13 protein-coding genes and 1 pseudogene are annotated in these 16,607 nt (G+C 52.6%); all 14 read left to right on the forward strand.

Translation table 11 applies throughout. The features are described 5' to 3' along the window. Window positions 1-190 precede the first annotated feature (190 nt). On the forward strand, window positions 191-835 hold the full coding sequence (locus BM231_RS19730; protein ID WP_167550319.1) for a DUF2460 domain-containing protein: 645 nt from the start codon (window positions 191-193) through the stop codon (window positions 833-835). A 22-nt stretch (window positions 836-857) separates the two neighbouring features. Next, window positions 858-1,745 carry a DUF2163 domain-containing protein gene (locus tag BM231_RS19735; RefSeq protein WP_093522068.1) on the forward strand — a complete coding sequence of 296 codons (888 nt, stop codon included), beginning with the start codon at window positions 858-860 and terminating at the stop codon, window positions 1,743-1,745. Between the two features lie 2 nt (window positions 1,746-1,747). After that, a complete protein-coding gene (locus BM231_RS19740; protein ID WP_093522070.1) occupies window positions 1,748-2,188 on the forward strand; it encodes a C40 family peptidase in 441 nt (146 codons plus the stop codon). A gap of 18 nt (window positions 2,189-2,206) precedes the next feature. Beyond that, window positions 2,207-6,088 carry a baseplate multidomain protein megatron gene (locus tag BM231_RS19745; RefSeq protein ID WP_093522072.1) on the forward strand — a complete coding sequence of 1,294 codons (3,882 nt, stop codon included), beginning with the start codon at window positions 2,207-2,209 and terminating at the stop codon, window positions 6,086-6,088. 137 nt (window positions 6,089-6,225) lie between these two features. Then, window positions 6,226-6,519, forward strand: a complete 294-nt coding sequence (locus BM231_RS19750) for a PepSY domain-containing protein (protein WP_208860521.1) — start codon at window positions 6,226-6,228, stop codon at window positions 6,517-6,519. 107 nt (window positions 6,520-6,626) lie between these two features. Next, on the forward strand, window positions 6,627-7,292 hold the full coding sequence (locus tag BM231_RS19755) for a response regulator transcription factor (protein ID WP_057465896.1): 666 nt from the start codon (window positions 6,627-6,629) through the stop codon (window positions 7,290-7,292). After that, window positions 7,285-8,706, forward strand: coding sequence for an ATP-binding protein (locus tag BM231_RS19760; RefSeq protein ID WP_208860522.1), 1,422 nt, complete (start codon window positions 7,285-7,287; stop codon window positions 8,704-8,706). Before BM231_RS19755 ends, BM231_RS19760 begins: the two co-directional genes overlap by 8 nt. Before the next feature lie 224 nt (window positions 8,707-8,930). Then, the gene (locus BM231_RS19765) at window positions 8,931-9,362 is read left to right on the forward strand and encodes an RT0821/Lpp0805 family surface protein (RefSeq protein WP_208860523.1); all 432 of its coding nucleotides are present in this window, start codon (window positions 8,931-8,933) and stop codon (window positions 9,360-9,362) included. Window positions 9,363-9,570: 208 nt separating this feature from the next. Further along, the gene (locus BM231_RS19770; protein WP_093522185.1) at window positions 9,571-11,037 is read left to right on the forward strand and encodes a hypothetical protein; all 1,467 of its coding nucleotides are present in this window, start codon (window positions 9,571-9,573) and stop codon (window positions 11,035-11,037) included. A 138-nt stretch (window positions 11,038-11,175) separates the two neighbouring features. Beyond that, window positions 11,176-12,336: a c-type cytochrome biogenesis protein CcmI gene (gene ccmI, locus BM231_RS19775; protein ID WP_093522074.1), complete on the forward strand. Its 1,161-nt coding sequence runs from the start codon at window positions 11,176-11,178 to the stop codon at window positions 12,334-12,336. Window positions 12,337-12,491: 155 nt separating this feature from the next. Then, window positions 12,492-12,965, forward strand: a complete 474-nt coding sequence (ccmE, locus tag BM231_RS19780) for a cytochrome c maturation protein CcmE (protein WP_084403756.1) — start codon at window positions 12,492-12,494, stop codon at window positions 12,963-12,965. Window positions 12,966-13,035: 70 nt separating this feature from the next. Next, the gene (locus BM231_RS19785; RefSeq protein WP_093522076.1) at window positions 13,036-15,051 is read left to right on the forward strand and encodes a heme lyase CcmF/NrfE family subunit; all 2,016 of its coding nucleotides are present in this window, start codon (window positions 13,036-13,038) and stop codon (window positions 15,049-15,051) included. Window positions 15,052-15,056: 5 nt separating this feature from the next. Further along, window positions 15,057-15,539 (forward strand): cytochrome c-type biogenesis protein, encoded by a 483-nt coding sequence (locus tag BM231_RS19790; protein ID WP_244527194.1) that lies wholly within the window; start codon window positions 15,057-15,059, stop codon window positions 15,537-15,539. 167 nt (window positions 15,540-15,706) lie between these two features. After that, window positions 15,707-16,462, forward strand: a pseudogene (locus BM231_RS19795) (alpha/beta hydrolase family protein); the annotation flags it as partial. Between the last annotated feature and the right edge of the window lie 145 nt (window positions 16,463-16,607).

A 16,607-nucleotide genomic window follows, 5' to 3' on the forward strand; every position in this document is an offset into this window, starting at 1 on the left:
GACTCAAGGACCGACGTGGCTTTGCTACCGGACGGTGGTAGCAAACTTTTTGGAAAAGACCGTTGCTTTGCAAAGAGGGAGGAGCATCGACAACGGGTCTACGCAAATCACGCAGATAACTTTCCCATATCAAATCTATTAGATGCTTCGCGGGCGCCCAGCCTTGAGCCAAGTCAAACAGGAGGGTGAAATGCAACCATGTTTTGTTGATGAATCATTCCCACTTGGAATTTCCCTAGGGGCTTCTGTCAGAGTAGAAAAACGCAGTCAGGTCACAAGGTTACTCAATGGCGCCGAAACCCGAAACGCCATCTGGAAGGGAACGCGACGGCATTTTGATGTGGGGACCGGATTGCGCAGCTCAGCAGACCTGCAACGAGTACTCTCCTTCTTCGAAAAAGTGGGTGGTCGCCTCTGCGGATTCCGGTTTCGTGACCCCATGGACCATAAATCCTGCAGCTTTGACGCAACTCCATCTGCAACCGATGTGACAATCGGAACAGGCGACGGGACAACAACGTCTTTCCAGCTCATCAAACCAGTCGGTGCTGCAAGCGTCACCTGGCAGCGTAGGATCACGAAACCAGTGGCCGGAACCGTGTCTGTTGCAGTCGCTGGTCAACTGAAAACCGTCGGCAGCGATGTGCTGCTCGATCCGTTAACAGGCATCCTGGAATTTCAAGCAGGCCACATTCCCTCAAACGATCAGGTGATCACGGCGGGTTTCCTGTTCGACACGCCCACACGCTTTGAAAGCGATCAGCTGGAAATCAACCTCCTGCACTTCGAAGCGGGGCAGGTGCCGTCCATCCCACTCGTCGAACTTCTCATCTGAAACCAACTCCGCGAGTAAACTCATGTTCAATGCTGCTTTGAAAGAACACCTGACCGGTGAAGGCACAACCGTGGCCTACTGCTGGTGCTTAACCGCCCCATCTGGCCTCAGCCTTGGTTTCACCACACACGACCACTCCATTACATTGCTTGGCAAATCCTATGAGCCCGGCATCGGACTGGATGGCACGCAGGCCATGGCTCAATCCGATTTTCAGGCCGGGCAGGAAGAAGCGCTGGGCTTCCTTTCTTCCGACAGCTTGAGCGAAAAGGAGTTGAGTGCGGGCCTCTGGGACAATGCCGAAGTTGAGGTCTATCTGGTCAACTGGCAAAATCCAGAACAACACCAATTGCTCCGACGCGGCTCTCTTGGCGAAATCACTAGAGATGCTGATGTGTTCCGCGCCGAATTCCGCTCATTGGCTGCCAAACTCTCTGAGCCAAAGGGGCGGCAACTCTCTCACCAATGCCATGCGGATCTGGGAGACGCCAAATGCGGGATCGAGCTGAACACAGCCACCTATTCGAGACAGGTGAGTATCATAGGCAAAGAAGACGGCAATCGGCTGATCATTCAAGCCAACACGGATATCAGCACAAATTGGTGGTCCTTCGGCAAACTCACCTTTCTGTCCGGCCCCTACGCCAATCAACCCCTGCGCATAGCCAGTCACTTCATAGAACAAGGCAAGCACAAGCTCACGCTCTGGGCACCCTTGTTATTGGAGCAAACCTATCCGGTATCTGCATCCGTTTCCGCAGGCTGCGATAAAGGCTGGGGCAGCTGCCAGACGAAGTTCCAAAACACCGAGAACTTCCGAGGCTTTCCTCATATGCCTGGCAACGACTTCATCCTCGCGGGGCCAGAAAGCCAATCGGCTGCCAACAACGGCGAAAAGCTGGTGGGGTAATCATGCAGCAATCTCCCCACACCCTCCTAAGGGAAGCGCACAGCTGGGTTGGAACGCCTTACCAGCATCAGGCAACAACCAAAGGCGCAGGCTGCGATTGCCTCGGTTTTATCCGCGGCCTCTACCGCTTTTTGCATTACACCGAGCCGCCCATTCCCACCAGTTACGCACCAGAATGGGCAGAGCTGAAGGGGGAGGACCAACTGCTCAATGCCGCGCACCAGTATTTGCATGAGATGCAAGGGCTTTTGCAGAAACCAAAACCAGCGGAGGTCATCCTGTTTCGCTGGGTGCCGCAGGTTCCCTGCAAACACCTCGGCTTCATGACAAGCAAAGACCACTTCATCCATGCCTATGAGGCTGTCGGAGTGGTTGAAAGCCCGCTGGTGCCCATGTGGCGCAACAAGATTGCAGGGCGTTTTTCATTCTTCTCAAGTGAGTGATCTGGAAAGGACAGGACCATGGCAACAATGGTGCTTTCAAGCGCAGGTGCAGCCGTTGGCGGTGCACTTGGCGGTCCTATGGGCGCTATCATAGGGCAAACACTGGGCGCTCTGGGAGGAGCATGGATCGACCAGCAAATCTTCGGCGAAAACAGAGAACTCTCCGTCGGTAAGTTAGGTGACCTGCAATTACAGACTGCTGCTGAAGGGGCGTCATTGCCCTTTGTCTATGGCCGCGTGCGTGTCACCGGCAACATCATCTGGGCCACACGGCTGGAGGAGGTCGTCTCCGAAGAAAAGCAGGGCGGAAAAGCCACTGGTTCTTCGACCACAATCACCAGCCACAGTTACTTCGCCAACTTCGCTGTCGCCCTGTGCAAGGGCCCTATCACAGCGGTGCGCCGTGTCTGGGCCAACGGTAAGGAGCTGGACACCAGCGCAATCAATATGAGGGTGTATCTGGGGGCAGAAAATCAACAACCCGACCCACTGATCGAAGCCAAGCAAGGCACCGCGCCAGCCTATAAAGGCACCGCGTATGTGGTGTTCGAACGCCTCCCTCTGGCAGAGTTCGGGAACCGCATCCCCCAACTCGCCTTTGAAGTACTGCGCTCTATTGAACCACTGGAACAGCAGATCAAGGCTGTCACGCTTATCCCCGGAGCCGGAGAGTTTGCCTATCACCCGCAGGAAGTTATCGAGGAGCTCGCTCCCGGCAACACGCGGAGCGTCAACCGCCATGGCAAGGGCGAGGAAACTGATCTGGTCCGTTCCTTGGATGAACTTCAGGCCCTCTGCCCAAACCTAAAAAGCGTTGCGCTCGTCGTCGCTTGGTTTGGTGATGATTTGCGCGCTTCTAAGTGCACCATTCAGCCCAAAGTGACCTACCAGACCACAAAGCATCTACCTGAGAACTGGAGCGTTGCAGGGCTAACCCGAGCTGAGGCGCAAGAGGTCTCCCGCATCAATGACAGACCAGCCTATGGCGGCACACCATCAGACATCTCGGTTACAGAAGCCATCAAAGAACTGAAGCGCCGCAGCCTTGCCGTCATGTTCTACCCCTTCGTGATGATGGACATTCCGGACGACAACCAGCTGCCCGACCCATACGGTGCCACCATGCAGTCCAGCTTCCCCTGGCGCGGTCGCATCACCTCTGACATCGCATTGGGCCAACCCGGAACACAGCAGGGAACCAACGCAGTTACACCGCAGATAGACGCTTTTGTTGGCACAGGCAGCGACTGGCGGTTCCACCGTTTTATCCTGCACTATGCCAATTTGGTGAAGGAGGCAGGCGGAGTAGAGGCGTTCCTCATCGGCTCAGAAATGCGAGGTCTCACCCAATGTTGGGCAGGCGGCAACGCGTTTCCGTTCACTGATCGCTTGCAAACGCTGGTCTCAGAGGTTCGCCAGATCGTCGGCAGCCAGACCAAACTTTCCTACGCAGCCGATTGGAGTGAATATGCGGGCCTCAGTCCCCAATCTGGTGACCTGCGTTTTCCCCTGGATCCGCTCTGGGCACATGCAGACATTGATTTCGTCGGTATCGACAACTACCTGCCCCTAACGGACTTGCGTCAAAGCGACGACCCGCAAACAGCCTACAACCTCAAGGAATTGCGAGAGGGGATAGCCTCGGGTGAGTATTATGACTGGTACTACGCAAGTGACAATGACCGCTCCGCAAAGGCCCGCAGCCCGATTACAGACGGAGCCTACAACAAGCCGTGGGTGTTCCGGCAAAAGGATCTAAAGAACTGGTGGCAAAACCAGCACTTTGAACGCAGTGCAAGTACGCAGCAAAACGCACCAACTCCATGGGTACCTCAATCAAAACCCATCTGGTTCACCGAGCTCGGCTTTCCTGCTGTCGATAAAGGAACGAACCAGCCCAATGTCTTCGTAGATCCTAAATCTGCTGAAAGCGCCTTGCCGCATTTCTCTAATGGGCAGCAAGATGACCTTGTCCAACGGCGCGCGCTGGAAGCAAGCCTCAGTTATTGGGGAGCAGACCACCCGGACTGGCCGCAGGGCGACAACCCAGCCTCAAGCACCTACGCAGGTACGATGGTCGATGCAGATAACTCCTTCCTCTGGACATGGGACGCCCGCCCATTCCCCGAGTTCCCGACATATTCTGATGTGTGGGCAGACGGACAGAACTGGCAGCTTGGTCACTGGCTGACAGGCCGCTTCGGCGCAACCTCTGTCTCAGGCCTTATCCGCGCCATGCGTAATGATTTTGGACACACACAAGAGTTGACAGAGATCGCTGAGCTAGGCGAAACCATCGAAGGCCTGATTGTGACAGGTCCAACCTCCCTGCGTTCAGCCCTCTCTCCCATCCTGCAACTCGCCGGAGGCATCGCCGTTGATCGCGGAACCCATCTGGCAATCCTCCCCAAATTCGCCAAGGCCACCCCCAATGGGAAACTGAGCCTTGCTGACCTGTTGGAAGCTGAAGAGGAGGAAGGCTACATCTCCATCAGCCGCAATGATGGCAGTGATTTGCCAGCAGAACTCCGACTGCGAGGTATGGACCCTAATAACAATTATGAGGCTCTTGTTGTCTCTTCCCGCCGTCTGGAGGGCATGGATCGGCGCACGTCCAACATCCAACTCCCCATCACAACTTCGCTCCCCTCTGCCCAAAAGCTGGTTCAAAAAATGCACCAGGGCTTATGGCTGGATAGGGAGACCCTTCAGTTCAGACTTGCTCTGAGCAAAATCGATCTGAGACCGGGGGATATACTGGAACTTCCTGGCGAGCTTCTGGGTGATGACACGACTTCCTTGCAGTGCCGGATTGATCAGATCTCATCAGGAGCCCATCTGGACGTTCAGGCCGTACGGCTCAATGGACATCCTGTTACAGCCGCAACAGCAATCTCGGATGGGGCATCACAACGCTCTTTCAACGACACCACCTCAGGTCCACCAATTGTCAGCATCTTGGATCTGCCAAGGTTTCACGGTGAGGGAGCGGACGATGGAAGCCCGGTCATCGCTGTCTACAATGCGAACTGGCCGAGTGCCTATCAGCTCTATGCTTCCAGTTCGGGAGAGGAGTTTACGCCGCTATTGCAAGTGACTGAACCCGCCACCATGGGAAATTTGCAAGAGCCTCTCATCTCTGGCCCACTTTGGCGCTGGGATCTGGCCTCCCATATCACGGTAAAACTCTATGGAGGCCAGTTACAAAGCCGAAAGCTGCTCGATGTGCTCTCAGGCGCAAATGCCTGTGCTGTTCGCAAGAATGAGGAGTGGGAAGTGATACAGTTCTGTAAAGCAGAACTGATCGCCCCCATGACTTACAAGCTCACGCAGTTACTCAGAGGGCAATTGGGCACGGAGCATCTGGTTGCTTCGTCGAGCGCTGAGAACGCTGAGTTCATCCTGTTAGATCAATCCCTGCTGAAACTGCCATGGACCAGTGACAAAGCCGATGTTGCCCTCTCATACCGGGTAGTGCCAGCTGGTAAGCCTCTGGGCTTTAAATGGGCAGAGAACACAAGCCATGCTGGAAAACAAAGCTCACTAAAGCCATTCGCACCCGTTCATCTGAGTGCAAGTCAAACAGATAATGGGGATTTGGAACTTAAATGGATTCGCAGAGCCAGATGGGAGGCGGACAGCTGGGCAATTCCAGATACTCCTCTCCAAGAGGATAAACTTCAGTTTTCGGTCACGCTTTATCGTCAGGATAGGAGCGAAAATGAACGGACAGTTTTGCGTGAATACGAGCCGACACAGGAAAGCCTGATAATCCCGCATACCGAGTTACAATCGCTCCTTGACGCAGGTCAGCATCTTCTGACGTGTGAAGTTGCTCAAAACTCAACGAAATTCGGTTTGGGGACAACTTCAGATTGCTTGGTGAGTGTAACACTTTAACAATTGCTTTTACCGGATTATTTGCAAACCAAGCCAAGAAACATCACAGACCCCAGAGAATCTGCTAGGTCTTTGTTTTGAAATAAATAACACCTCGTTCATGTGAGGTTCAGCCAGTGCCAGTTAGAAGACGCCCTATGAGACACCAATTCCACAACCTCTTTTTTCGCTCATTGATGGCACTGGCTTTGGCAGCAACGGTTTTTACATGGTCGGCACCTGCGCAGGCCGCGTGTTTGTCCTCCAGTCAGACAAGGCAGGCTGTCGCCAGCGGTCAGGCGCGGCCTCTGGGCTCGCTGCGGGTCAATGGGCAGATACTCTCAGCTAAGCTCTGTCAGCAAGGAGGGGGATTGGTCTATGTGCTTTCCGTACTCAACAACGGCAACGTCTCGCAAGTGACGCTGGACGCACGAACAGGGCGCCGGTTGTAACCGAGCTGAGAAGAACTCTGGATAGAGATTTTTCTGCCTGAATTTGAACGAATTTTAAAAGCGATATTAGGCAACAAAAGCCTGAGTGTTGGTGTGGGGTAGATCTTATGCGAATGTTGATCGTTGAAGATGATCGCGATTTGAACAGGCAACTGTCTGAAGCGTTGGAAGACGCAGGCTACGTTGTCGATAAAGCATACGACGGCGAAGAAGGTCATTTCCTCGGCGATACTGAACCCTATGACGCTGTCATTCTGGATCTTGGCCTGCCGCAGATGGATGGTCTCAGTGTGCTGGAACGCTGGCGCAGAGACGGCCATTCCATGCCGGTCCTCATCCTGACAGCGCGCGACCGTTGGAGTGATAAGGTCGCTGGCATTGATGCTGGTGCAGATGATTACGTTGCAAAGCCGTTCCATATGGAAGAAGTGCTGGCACGGGTGCGGGCACTGGTCCGTCGCGCAGCTGGCCTGGCCTCAAACGAGATCTCCATTGGCGACATTGTTCTGGACACCAAAGCAGGCAAAGTGACGAAAAACGGCATGTCCGTAAAACTCACTTCACATGAGTTCCGTCTGCTGTCTTATCTCATGCACCACAAAGGCCGTGTAATCTCCAGAACAGAGCTGGTTGAGCATCTGTATGATCAGGACTTTGACCGCGACTCCAATACGATTGAGGTGTTTGTAGGACGACTGCGCAAGAAGTTTGGTAGTTCACTCATCGAAACCGTTCGCGGATTGGGTTACAGGCTACAGGAAGAAAATGCCTGATAAGAACAGCTCAGATACCAACGACCTGCAAGGGCTCCTTAGCTGGAACCCCATCAGGTTCATTCGCAAGAAACAGCAGGCGTCATTGGCATGGCGTCTGATTTTTGTTGCGGGCCTGTGGGCTCTTGTTAGTCTGGTGGTTGCTGGTGCCATTCTTGTTGCTCTGTTTCGCGAAGCAGGTGAAAAGGCACTGGATGAGCGCCTTGAAGTGCATATGACAGCAATTGTCAGTGCGCTTGCGGCGGAAGGCGACCAGCAAAACCCTGCATTACGACGTATCGGTGATCCACGGTTCAACATGCCGCTGTCGGGTTGGTACTGGACCGTGCAACGCGGTGGCAAAGTTCTGTTTGAAAGCGAATCTCTTTTTGGTGACACGCTACGCCTGCAAAACATGAAGGGTGAACTGGAACTCAAGCAAAACGTTACTGGTCCAGCTGGTCGGGATCTGCGTCTGCTGCAAAAACGCATCCAGTTCGGTGGACTTCAGCCGGTGACAATAGCAGTCGCAGGAAGCACCCGCGAGCTGGGCGAGAGTACGGCATCCTTTGCATGGCAAGCGGCGATCACACTTGGTGTTCTTGGGCTTGGGCTTGTCGCTGCCATCTTCTTGCAGGTGCGCTTTGGTTTACGTCCGCTAACTGAACTTCAGGAGAGTCTTGGTCGCGTTCGTCAGGGAAAAGAGGAAGAAGTTCAGGAAGATCTGCCCAAAGAGCTGAAACCGCTTGCTGTTGAACTCAATGCTCTCATCCATTCAAACAGAGAAGTCGTGGAACACTCCAGAACTCAGGTGGGAAATCTTGCTCATGCCCTGAAAACGCCTCTGTCTGTTATTACCAACGAGGCTAGAAGTTCAGATGAACCGCTCGCCCTGAAGGTTTCGGAGCAAGCGGATCTTATGAGAGGGCAAGTTCAGCACTATCTGGAAAAAGCACGGATGGCGGCTCAGCGCCGGGTGATCGGAGTGTCGTGTGAGGCCGCTCCTGTCGTGTCGCGCATGGCACGCGCTATGGAAAAAATCCATCGCGACAAAGAGCCAGAGATCACGGTTGATATGGATGAGACTCTTTTGTTCCGCGGGGAACAACAAGATCTGGAAGAAATCCTTGGGAACTTGTTGGATAACGCCTGCAAATGGTGTGATAAAAAAGTGTCAGTGACGCTGAAAAACAACAATTCCTCTGCGTCACTCATCGCTTTGATCGTAGAAGACGATGGTCCTGGACTGGGTGCTGAAGAGAAAAAACGTGCACTGCGCAGAGGGCAAAGATTGGATGAAACTGTCCCCGGAACGGGGTTAGGTTTATCCATAATTGTTGACATTGCAGGTATTTACGGTGGTTCATTTGAACTTGGCGATAGCGAGTTAGGTGGATTGAAGGCAACGGTGATCTTGCCGTCTCTGACAATCTGATCTGTTTTGGGGCAGGGGTTGCATCTGTTTCAAACAGTACTGATAGTAAGTGTAACTGTGTTTTAAGGGGTTGCTCCACGAAAGTGTTTTCAAGCTAATGACGCTGCTTTGGTTTGAGGCCTTACTGGAAGACCTTGGAAGGGACGAAAGTGCCTTTCCGGAAAACGGATAAGTCGCAGAAGCGACAAAGAGGATGCATGTTGGTGCGAAACTGGAAAAAACTGATGGTCTTACCTGTCGTTGTTGGCGGTTTAGCCAGCTGTGCGACATCCGATCATGTCACCAGTGCTCAAACCGATGCGTCTTCCTCATCGATTTTCGGTTTCTGGTCTTCTGACAGTGAGCAAAACGCGGCCGCCCAGGCTGCAATCGACAGCGCCACAGAAGGCGAGTTGAAGCAGCTGCTCAGAAGCGGTGATCTCGACACTGTCTATAAAGCACAGAGCAAAGCGTTGAATGCGTCTGATGCAGGCAACAAAGTTGTCTGGCGCAACCGATTCTCTGGTGCACAAGGCACAGCTAAGTCTGGTCCCGTTTATTACGTGAATGATCGTCGCTGCCGTGATTTCCAGCATACCATCGCATATGATGAGAAAACTCAGGTGATCAAAGGCGCAGCATGTAAGGACGGTGAGCGCTGGGCAGCGTTGAACTAACCTGAAATCCCTTGCTATAAGCAGTTTTTACTGAAGGAAACGCATCTTTCGCATGCGGAAAGGGACGCTTGTCAAGATTTGATTAAGCAATTCCGCCGATAGTTTTGATCAACAAATACAATTTTAGCAGTTGTCGTCTGCTGCGTGTTGTGAGGGTTGAGCGTGTATGAGTTCAACCAGTGTAAAGCTGAGTACCAGAGAGATTTGGATGCACGAGGTCAACCATAAAGCATTGCAAATGGAGAAGGTGTTAGGAGCCTTGTCTCAATCTGCTTTGCGGATGTTGGAACGGTCCGTCGATGATACCGTGCAAAGCGGAACCTCGGTGCCCAATGCCGAACTCATGCTGCTCACTATCCGCCGGCTCCTTGGTGAAGCCTCCTATATACCTGAGAATAAGCTGTCCCTGGATACTCCACTCAAGCGCGCAATTCTCAGCCCCCTCCAACCGTTCCTCATTCAAATGCCGCTGAGCACGCCGCAACAAGGTCGGATCGATTCAGCCGTAATGGATACACTCTGGGCCTACATGCGCCAGGTTCTTCTCTCTAATGAGTTCACCGAGGCCGTAGAGGCTTTGGAAGAGCTATGTCAGCAACAAGATTTGCCCACAACGCACGAAACCATCCAGAAAGCACTTTATACATGTGCTGAAGGTCTTCGCCTGCGTTTGGTTGCAGCTGCTAAGAAAGAGCTGGAAGCAGCGGATCAAGACATTCAGATAAAGACAAAGCTTCGCCGCAAGGTCGGAGGCCACGTCAATTTTGATTTCCTACGGGATGTCCTGGTGATCTTGGAAAGAGCGCCTGCATGGGAAAAGGTGATGGCAAACACTCCACCTTTTGCAGAAGACATCCTGTCCATGTCTTCCGGTAAAGACTTGCACAACATGCGCGCCCATATGGAGCAGCATAGAACTGAGGCCAATTATCTTGCAGCGCTCTCGTTCCTCCGTCTGGACGAAGCGCCTGTTGAACTCATCAAACTGGCTCAAGCGCTCGCGGTTGTCCCTGCCCTGAAAGATGTTACGGGCACGCCTTATGCGGCCTTCATAGAGTTTGCTTTGTCTTCTTTGGAGCAGAGCGTTTCTGTTGTTGAAGGCTGGCGTATGGAAGAGGAGGCCATTGTCGGACTTCCGGAAGCAGCCAACGCCTGTCTGCTGCATTTTGAGGAACTGGAAGACCTTGAAGGCTTCAGTGCTTGTGGTCAATGGAATCAACGCGCCGTACAGCTCAAAAACCGTTTGTGCGTTCTGCTACGTGATGAGCTGCGCAACCTCCCGGCTCAACTGGAGGAGGCAATTGCCTCCGAAACAAAGCCTGACATTGCAGATTTGCAGGGTGGTTATCGGTTGGACCAGATTCAGCGTGCCTATCACAAATGTTTGAGGGGATTAAAACTCGCCAAGTTAGCGTCGCAATATGCAGGTGTGCTTGGGTTGAACGAGTTACAAATCTCAACCAGAGATCATGTCGAACGTTTCATTGATCGCAACTCCGAGAAGCTTTTGACAGCTCCCAAAGACGAGCAAAACGAGACCGAAAACCTTCCGAATTATGGCGAAATTTCGAGAAAATTGAGCCGTTTAATCTCGATGAGTGAGATCTCTTTAGAGCCGGAAGACACTGCGAACCTCATCCGCAGGCAGAAGACTTATCTGAAAGATGCCGCCTAACCCCCTAGTAGTGCATGCGTCTTTTAGAAAATAAGTGCAACTTCATAGGTATTTTGTGGGTATATGGCTTGTGCGACTGCCCGTCGCAGGGGGGGAACTGTTGCCTTTCACATTTAGAACCTGTCTATTTAAGCCACTATGACATTCTGGTTAGTTCTCGCAATTTTGACGGCGGCGGTCGCATTGGCCGTACTCGTTCCATTGGCTCGCTCTCCCAAGGTTAGTCCTGATGAGCGCAATGATGAAGCTGTGTTTCGCGCCCAGCTCGAAGAAATACAAAAAGATCTTGAGCGCGGTGTAATCGCGCCGGACATGGCAGAAGCCGCCAAAATTGAAGTGTCGCGTCGCTTGTTGGCCGCGCACAAGCAAAACCAGGGAGACCACCAGTCAGCTCCCTCTAAAATGCGCGTGCGCATTGTGCAGCTGACAGCGGTTGTTTTGGTGCCTCTGGCAGCGCTAGGTATGTATTTACAATACGGTTCTCCGGAAATCCCTGACCAGCCAAGAGCCGAGCGCTTGGCTGAAACAGCAGGGCAGGCCGATCTTGAAGTGCTGATTGCCAGGACTGAGGATCACCTCAAAGAGAATCCGAACGACGGACAGGGTTGGGCTGTAATCGCACCTGTTTACATGCGTACCAGCCAATTTGATAAGGCCCGCCGCGCCTATGCGCAGGCGTTGAGCCAGTTCCCTGAAAATCTCGATTTTATGGTTGGTTGGGCTGAAGCAAGCATTTTCGTAAATGAAGGACAAGTGTCCGATGAAGTTGAAAAGGTTTTGCGCAGGATCAATCTTGCTAAGCCTGAAATGCTGCAACCCTACTACTATCTGGCAATGGCTATGGGCCAGAAGGGCCAGATAAACGAAGCGCTGGCTGCCTGGAATGCTCTGCTGAAGACTGCAGATCAAAATGCACCTTGGGTGGATGCTGCAAAGGCACAGCGTGATGAACTGATCGCACGAGGCGCCGTTGTATCTGGTGAGGCTGCGGCAATCCCGGCACTTGGACAGCCTGCAGGACCTTCTGCTGATGAAGTTGAAGCAGCAGCTGAGATGAGTGCGGAAGATCGCAATGAAATGATCAACCAGATGGTTGTTCAACTGGATGAACGCCTTAAGGAACAAGGTGGTTCTGTTTCCGAGTGGGGACGCCTGATACAGGCCCGCATTATTCTCGGGGAGCAAGTGGAGGCCGCAAAAGCAGTCGCCCGCGCAAAGCAAAACCTCAAGGACGATGCAGCTGCACTGGAACAGATCAACCAACTGGCCACGAGCCTGAATTTGAGCCCTGCCGAATAAGGCAGGGGTTGCATATCTCTGATGAATGCCAAGCGGTTTTCGGAAATAAGATATGCCTAGGACAAAGAAATAGAGCTTCTTTTGATGTTCTATTGAGCTGCAGAATACAAACGCCGTAAGGCATTAGTTGGCAACGTATCTACGGAACTGCGAGTATGACACGTAAACAAAAAAGACTCGGGCTTATTGGTCTTGCGGGATTGGTGCTGGGGTCGGCTGTCGGCTTGGTTCTTTATGGACTCTCCAGCAGCGTGACCTATTTCCAGAGTCCAAGTGACATCGCTGAACAGCAAGTCGAAGTTGGGCAACGCATCCGTCTTGGCGGTTTGGTTGAAGATGACTCTCTCGATAAGAGCCAAGGCTCCGTGATCCTCTTCCGTGTAACCGATCAGGCAGAAGCTATTCCGGTTTCTTACAAGGGCATCTTGCCTGACCTGTTCCGTGAAGGGCAGGGCATCATTGCCGAAGGCCACATGAACGAGAAGGGTGTCTTTATTGCAGACACCGTTCTGGCCAAGCATGATGAAAGCTATATGCCGAAAGAGGTCTACGAGACCTTGAAGGAAGATGGCCACTGGATGGAAGAGGAACAGGCCGCCTCCGCAGAGCAAAGCACCAAAGTAAACTAAAAAGTAAAATCAACCGGCTCTGCCCAAAAGGGCCGGTTATCCAGCGCCAAATGGATACTAGGATATCGTAATGATAATTGAACTTGGCCACTATGCACTCATTCTAGCATTGGTAGTCGCGGCTGTTCAGTCGGTCTTTCCAGTGTGGGGTGCAGTGAAATCAGACCACCGTCTGATGGGGATGGCACCTGGCCTTGCCGTACTTATGTTCCTTTTGACTTGCGTTGCCTTCGCCGCATTGACCTGGGCATACCTGAACTCAGACTTCTCGCTTCTGAATACCTACCAGAACTCCCATAGTGACAAGCCGCTGGTCTATAAGATCTCCGGTGTGTGGGGCAACCACGAAGGTTCTATTCTTCTCTGGGTGCTTATTCTGGTGTTGTTCGGTGCGTTGGTTGCAGTGTTTTCACGCAACATTCCGCAGCGCCTCCGGGCTGCTACTCTTGGCGCTCAGGGCTGGGTTTCCTTTGCATTCCTGCTCTTCGTCATTGTTGCCTCTAACCCATTCACCCGTATCAGTCCTGCTCCATTGCAAGGCTCGGGCCTTAACCCAATGCTGCAGGATGTCGGCTTGGCGATCCATCCGCCAATTCTTTACATTGGTTACGTTGGCTTCTCCATCGTGTTCGCGTTTGCGGCAGCAGCACTCATTCTTGGCAAACTGGATGCTGCATGGGCGCGTTGGGTACGTCCTTGGATCCTCGTAAGCTGGATCTTCCTGACCCTCGGCATCGCAATGGGCTCTTACTGGGCTTACTACGAACTCGGCTGGGGTGGCTGGTGGTTCTGGGATCCGGTCGAAAACGCATCCTTCATGCCATGGCTCACCGGTACGGCTCTGCTGCACTCTGCAATCGTAATGGAACGTCGGGATGCTCTGAAGGTTTGGACTGTCTTCCTCGCGCTGCTGACATTTTCCTTGTCGCTGCTGGGTACCTTCCTCGTCCGTTCTGGTGTTCTCACCTCCGTGCACGCATTCGCAGTTGATCCGGCACGTGGTCTCTTTATCCTTGCGATCCTGCTGATCTTTGTCGGTGGATCACTCACACTGTTTGCATGGCGCGCACCATTGCTTCGTCAAGGTGGCCTGTTTGCACCAATCAGCCGCGAAGGTTCACTGGTGCTGAACAACCTGTTCCTGACAACAGCTTGTGCTGCAGTGTTCGTTGGTACGCTTTACCCACTCGTTCTGGAAGCCTTCTCTGGCGACAAGATCTCCGTGGGTGCGCCATTCTTCAACCTGACATTCGGCCCAATCATGGTGCCAGTGTTGATCCTGATGCCATTTGGCCAGCTTTTGGCATGGAAGCGTGGTGATGCGTGGGGTGTTGCCCAACGATTGACCTCGGCTTTTGTGATCGCAATGCTCGCGACTTTCGGTCTGATCTGGTTCATGGGCGTTAGCACAACAAGCATTATGACAGCGCTCGGCTTCGGCTTGGCATTCTGGGCAATCTTTGGCTCCCTCTGGGAAATCATTGAACGTTCCCAGCTGTTCAAAATTAGCTTTGGTCGTTCCATGGCCCGTATCAAAGGCTTTACACCAACTGTCTGGTCTACTGTTCTGGGCCATGCTGGTCTTGGGATTACGGTTCTTGGTATTGTGACAACAATGGCGTTTGAATCTGAACGCGTTGAAGTGATGCGCCCAGGCGAAACGCTGGAACAGAACGGTTACAATGTGACCTATGAGAAGAGCTGGACCCAAAATGGTCCGAACTATCAGGAGATGGTCTCCCAGTATACTCTTCGCAAAGGTGGCAATGTCGTCGGTATCATGGAACCATCCAAGCGTGCTTATAATGCTAGTGGAATGCCAATGAGTGAAACATCCATTGCGACCTTCGGTTTCTCGCAGGTGTACTTTGCGACGGGTGACTCTGACGCAAATGGTGGTATTGTTACCCGCATCTACTTCAAACCGCTGATCACACTGATCTGGATTGGTACTCTGCTTATGTCTCTGGGTGGTTGTATTGCCCTCTTTGATCGTCGCCTGCGTGTTGGTGCTCCTGTTTCAGCCCGCAAGCGCAAAGGCGTAGCAGGCGGTGTTGCTACAGCAACCCCAACTCCGGCGGAGTAATGACCATGAAGATGAAGTTCGTACTGGTATTGATCTCTTCTGTTCTTCTGGGAACTCCAGCTACTTATGCAGTCAACCCGGATGAAGTCTTGAAGGATCCTGTTCTGGAAGAACGTGCACGCGAAATTTCCAAGGAAGTGCGCTGTGTGGTCTGTCAGAACCAGTCCATCGATGACTCCAACGCTAAACTTGCGAAGGATCTGCGCCTGCTGGTGCGGGAGCGACTGGTAGAAGGGGACAGTGACAAGGAAGTCATGGACTATCTTGTTGACCGCTATGGTGAGTTTGTCCTTCTCAAGCCACGCTTTGCGTTCCACACCCTGTTTTTATGGGGCGGCGGACCTCTTGCATTGCTGCTGGGCGGCTTTTTCCTGTGGCGTACATCGCGAAAGAAAAAGCATGCGCCGCTGAAGAGCAGTACAGCGGGCGTCAAGCCGCTCTCGGATGAAGAGCAGGCCGAACTCGACAAGCTCATATCTTCTAAATAAGACTGATTACAGAGCCTCGCAGACACAGTTTGCGGGGCTCACGTTTAATCACATCTTCTTGCAACCAGTTGAATTGTAAACGCGCCTGTAAGCGCGCACTAGATACCTGTCTCTTAATATATATTCCGAATGTGCCAGCTGCGCAGGAAACGACAGGAACAGTTCAAATGGCAAACGATCCCATTAAGTTGGAATTTGAAGGCTCTCAGGGAGCGCATCTTGCAGCGCGTCTGGACACACCAGACGGTGAACCAATGGCCTATGCCCTGTTCGCCCATTGCTTCACTTGTTCCAAGGATCTTTCAGCAGCACGACGCATTGCATCTGCTCTGACCAAAGACGGGATTGCTGTTCTGCGCTTTGACTTTACCGGTCTTGGCAACAGCGGTGGTGATTTTGCATCCACCAACTTTTCATCCAACCTTCAGGACCTTGTTCGCGCCGCTGATTACCTGCGAGAGCATTATGAAGCACCAAAGCTGCTTGTAGGGCATTCTTTGGGTGGTGCAGCCGTGCTTGCAGCAGCCTCAGAGGTCCCCGAGGTAAAAGCAGTTGCCACAATTGGTGCACCAGCCTCAGCAGATCATGTGATTCATAACTTCGGGGCTTCACTCGATGAGATAAAAGAAAAGGGCGAAGCAACCGTCCAGCTAGGTGAACGACCGTTTAAGATTAAACGTCAGTTTATCGAAGATCTTGAAGCGCAGGACGTTCGGTCGCGCGTTGCTGTGTTGAAAAAGGCGGTGCTGGTTCTTCATTCTCCGATTGATGCCACGGTTGGTATCGAGAATGCTGCTCAAATCTTTGAAGCAGCGAAGCATCCGAAATCATTTGTGTCTTTGGATGATGCCGATCATCTGCTGTTTAAATACAAAGATGCAGACTATGCAGCACGTGTGATTGCAGCATGGGCAAGCCGCTACACGCAGGGCTAACAAAAGCGAGGTGGGAGCAACTACGAAGTTTTCCCATCATTACAGAAGATTAATGTGGCAGATAGGTGTTTGTAAGGTTCGCTCTGGCATAGTCATTCTCAACGAAATGCAAAAGCCCCGTTTCCCCAGTTGG

This window comes from Pseudovibrio ascidiaceicola (genome assembly GCF_900114245.1).
GTDB classification, from domain to species: domain Bacteria; phylum Pseudomonadota; class Alphaproteobacteria; order Rhizobiales; family Stappiaceae; genus Pseudovibrio; species Pseudovibrio ascidiaceicola.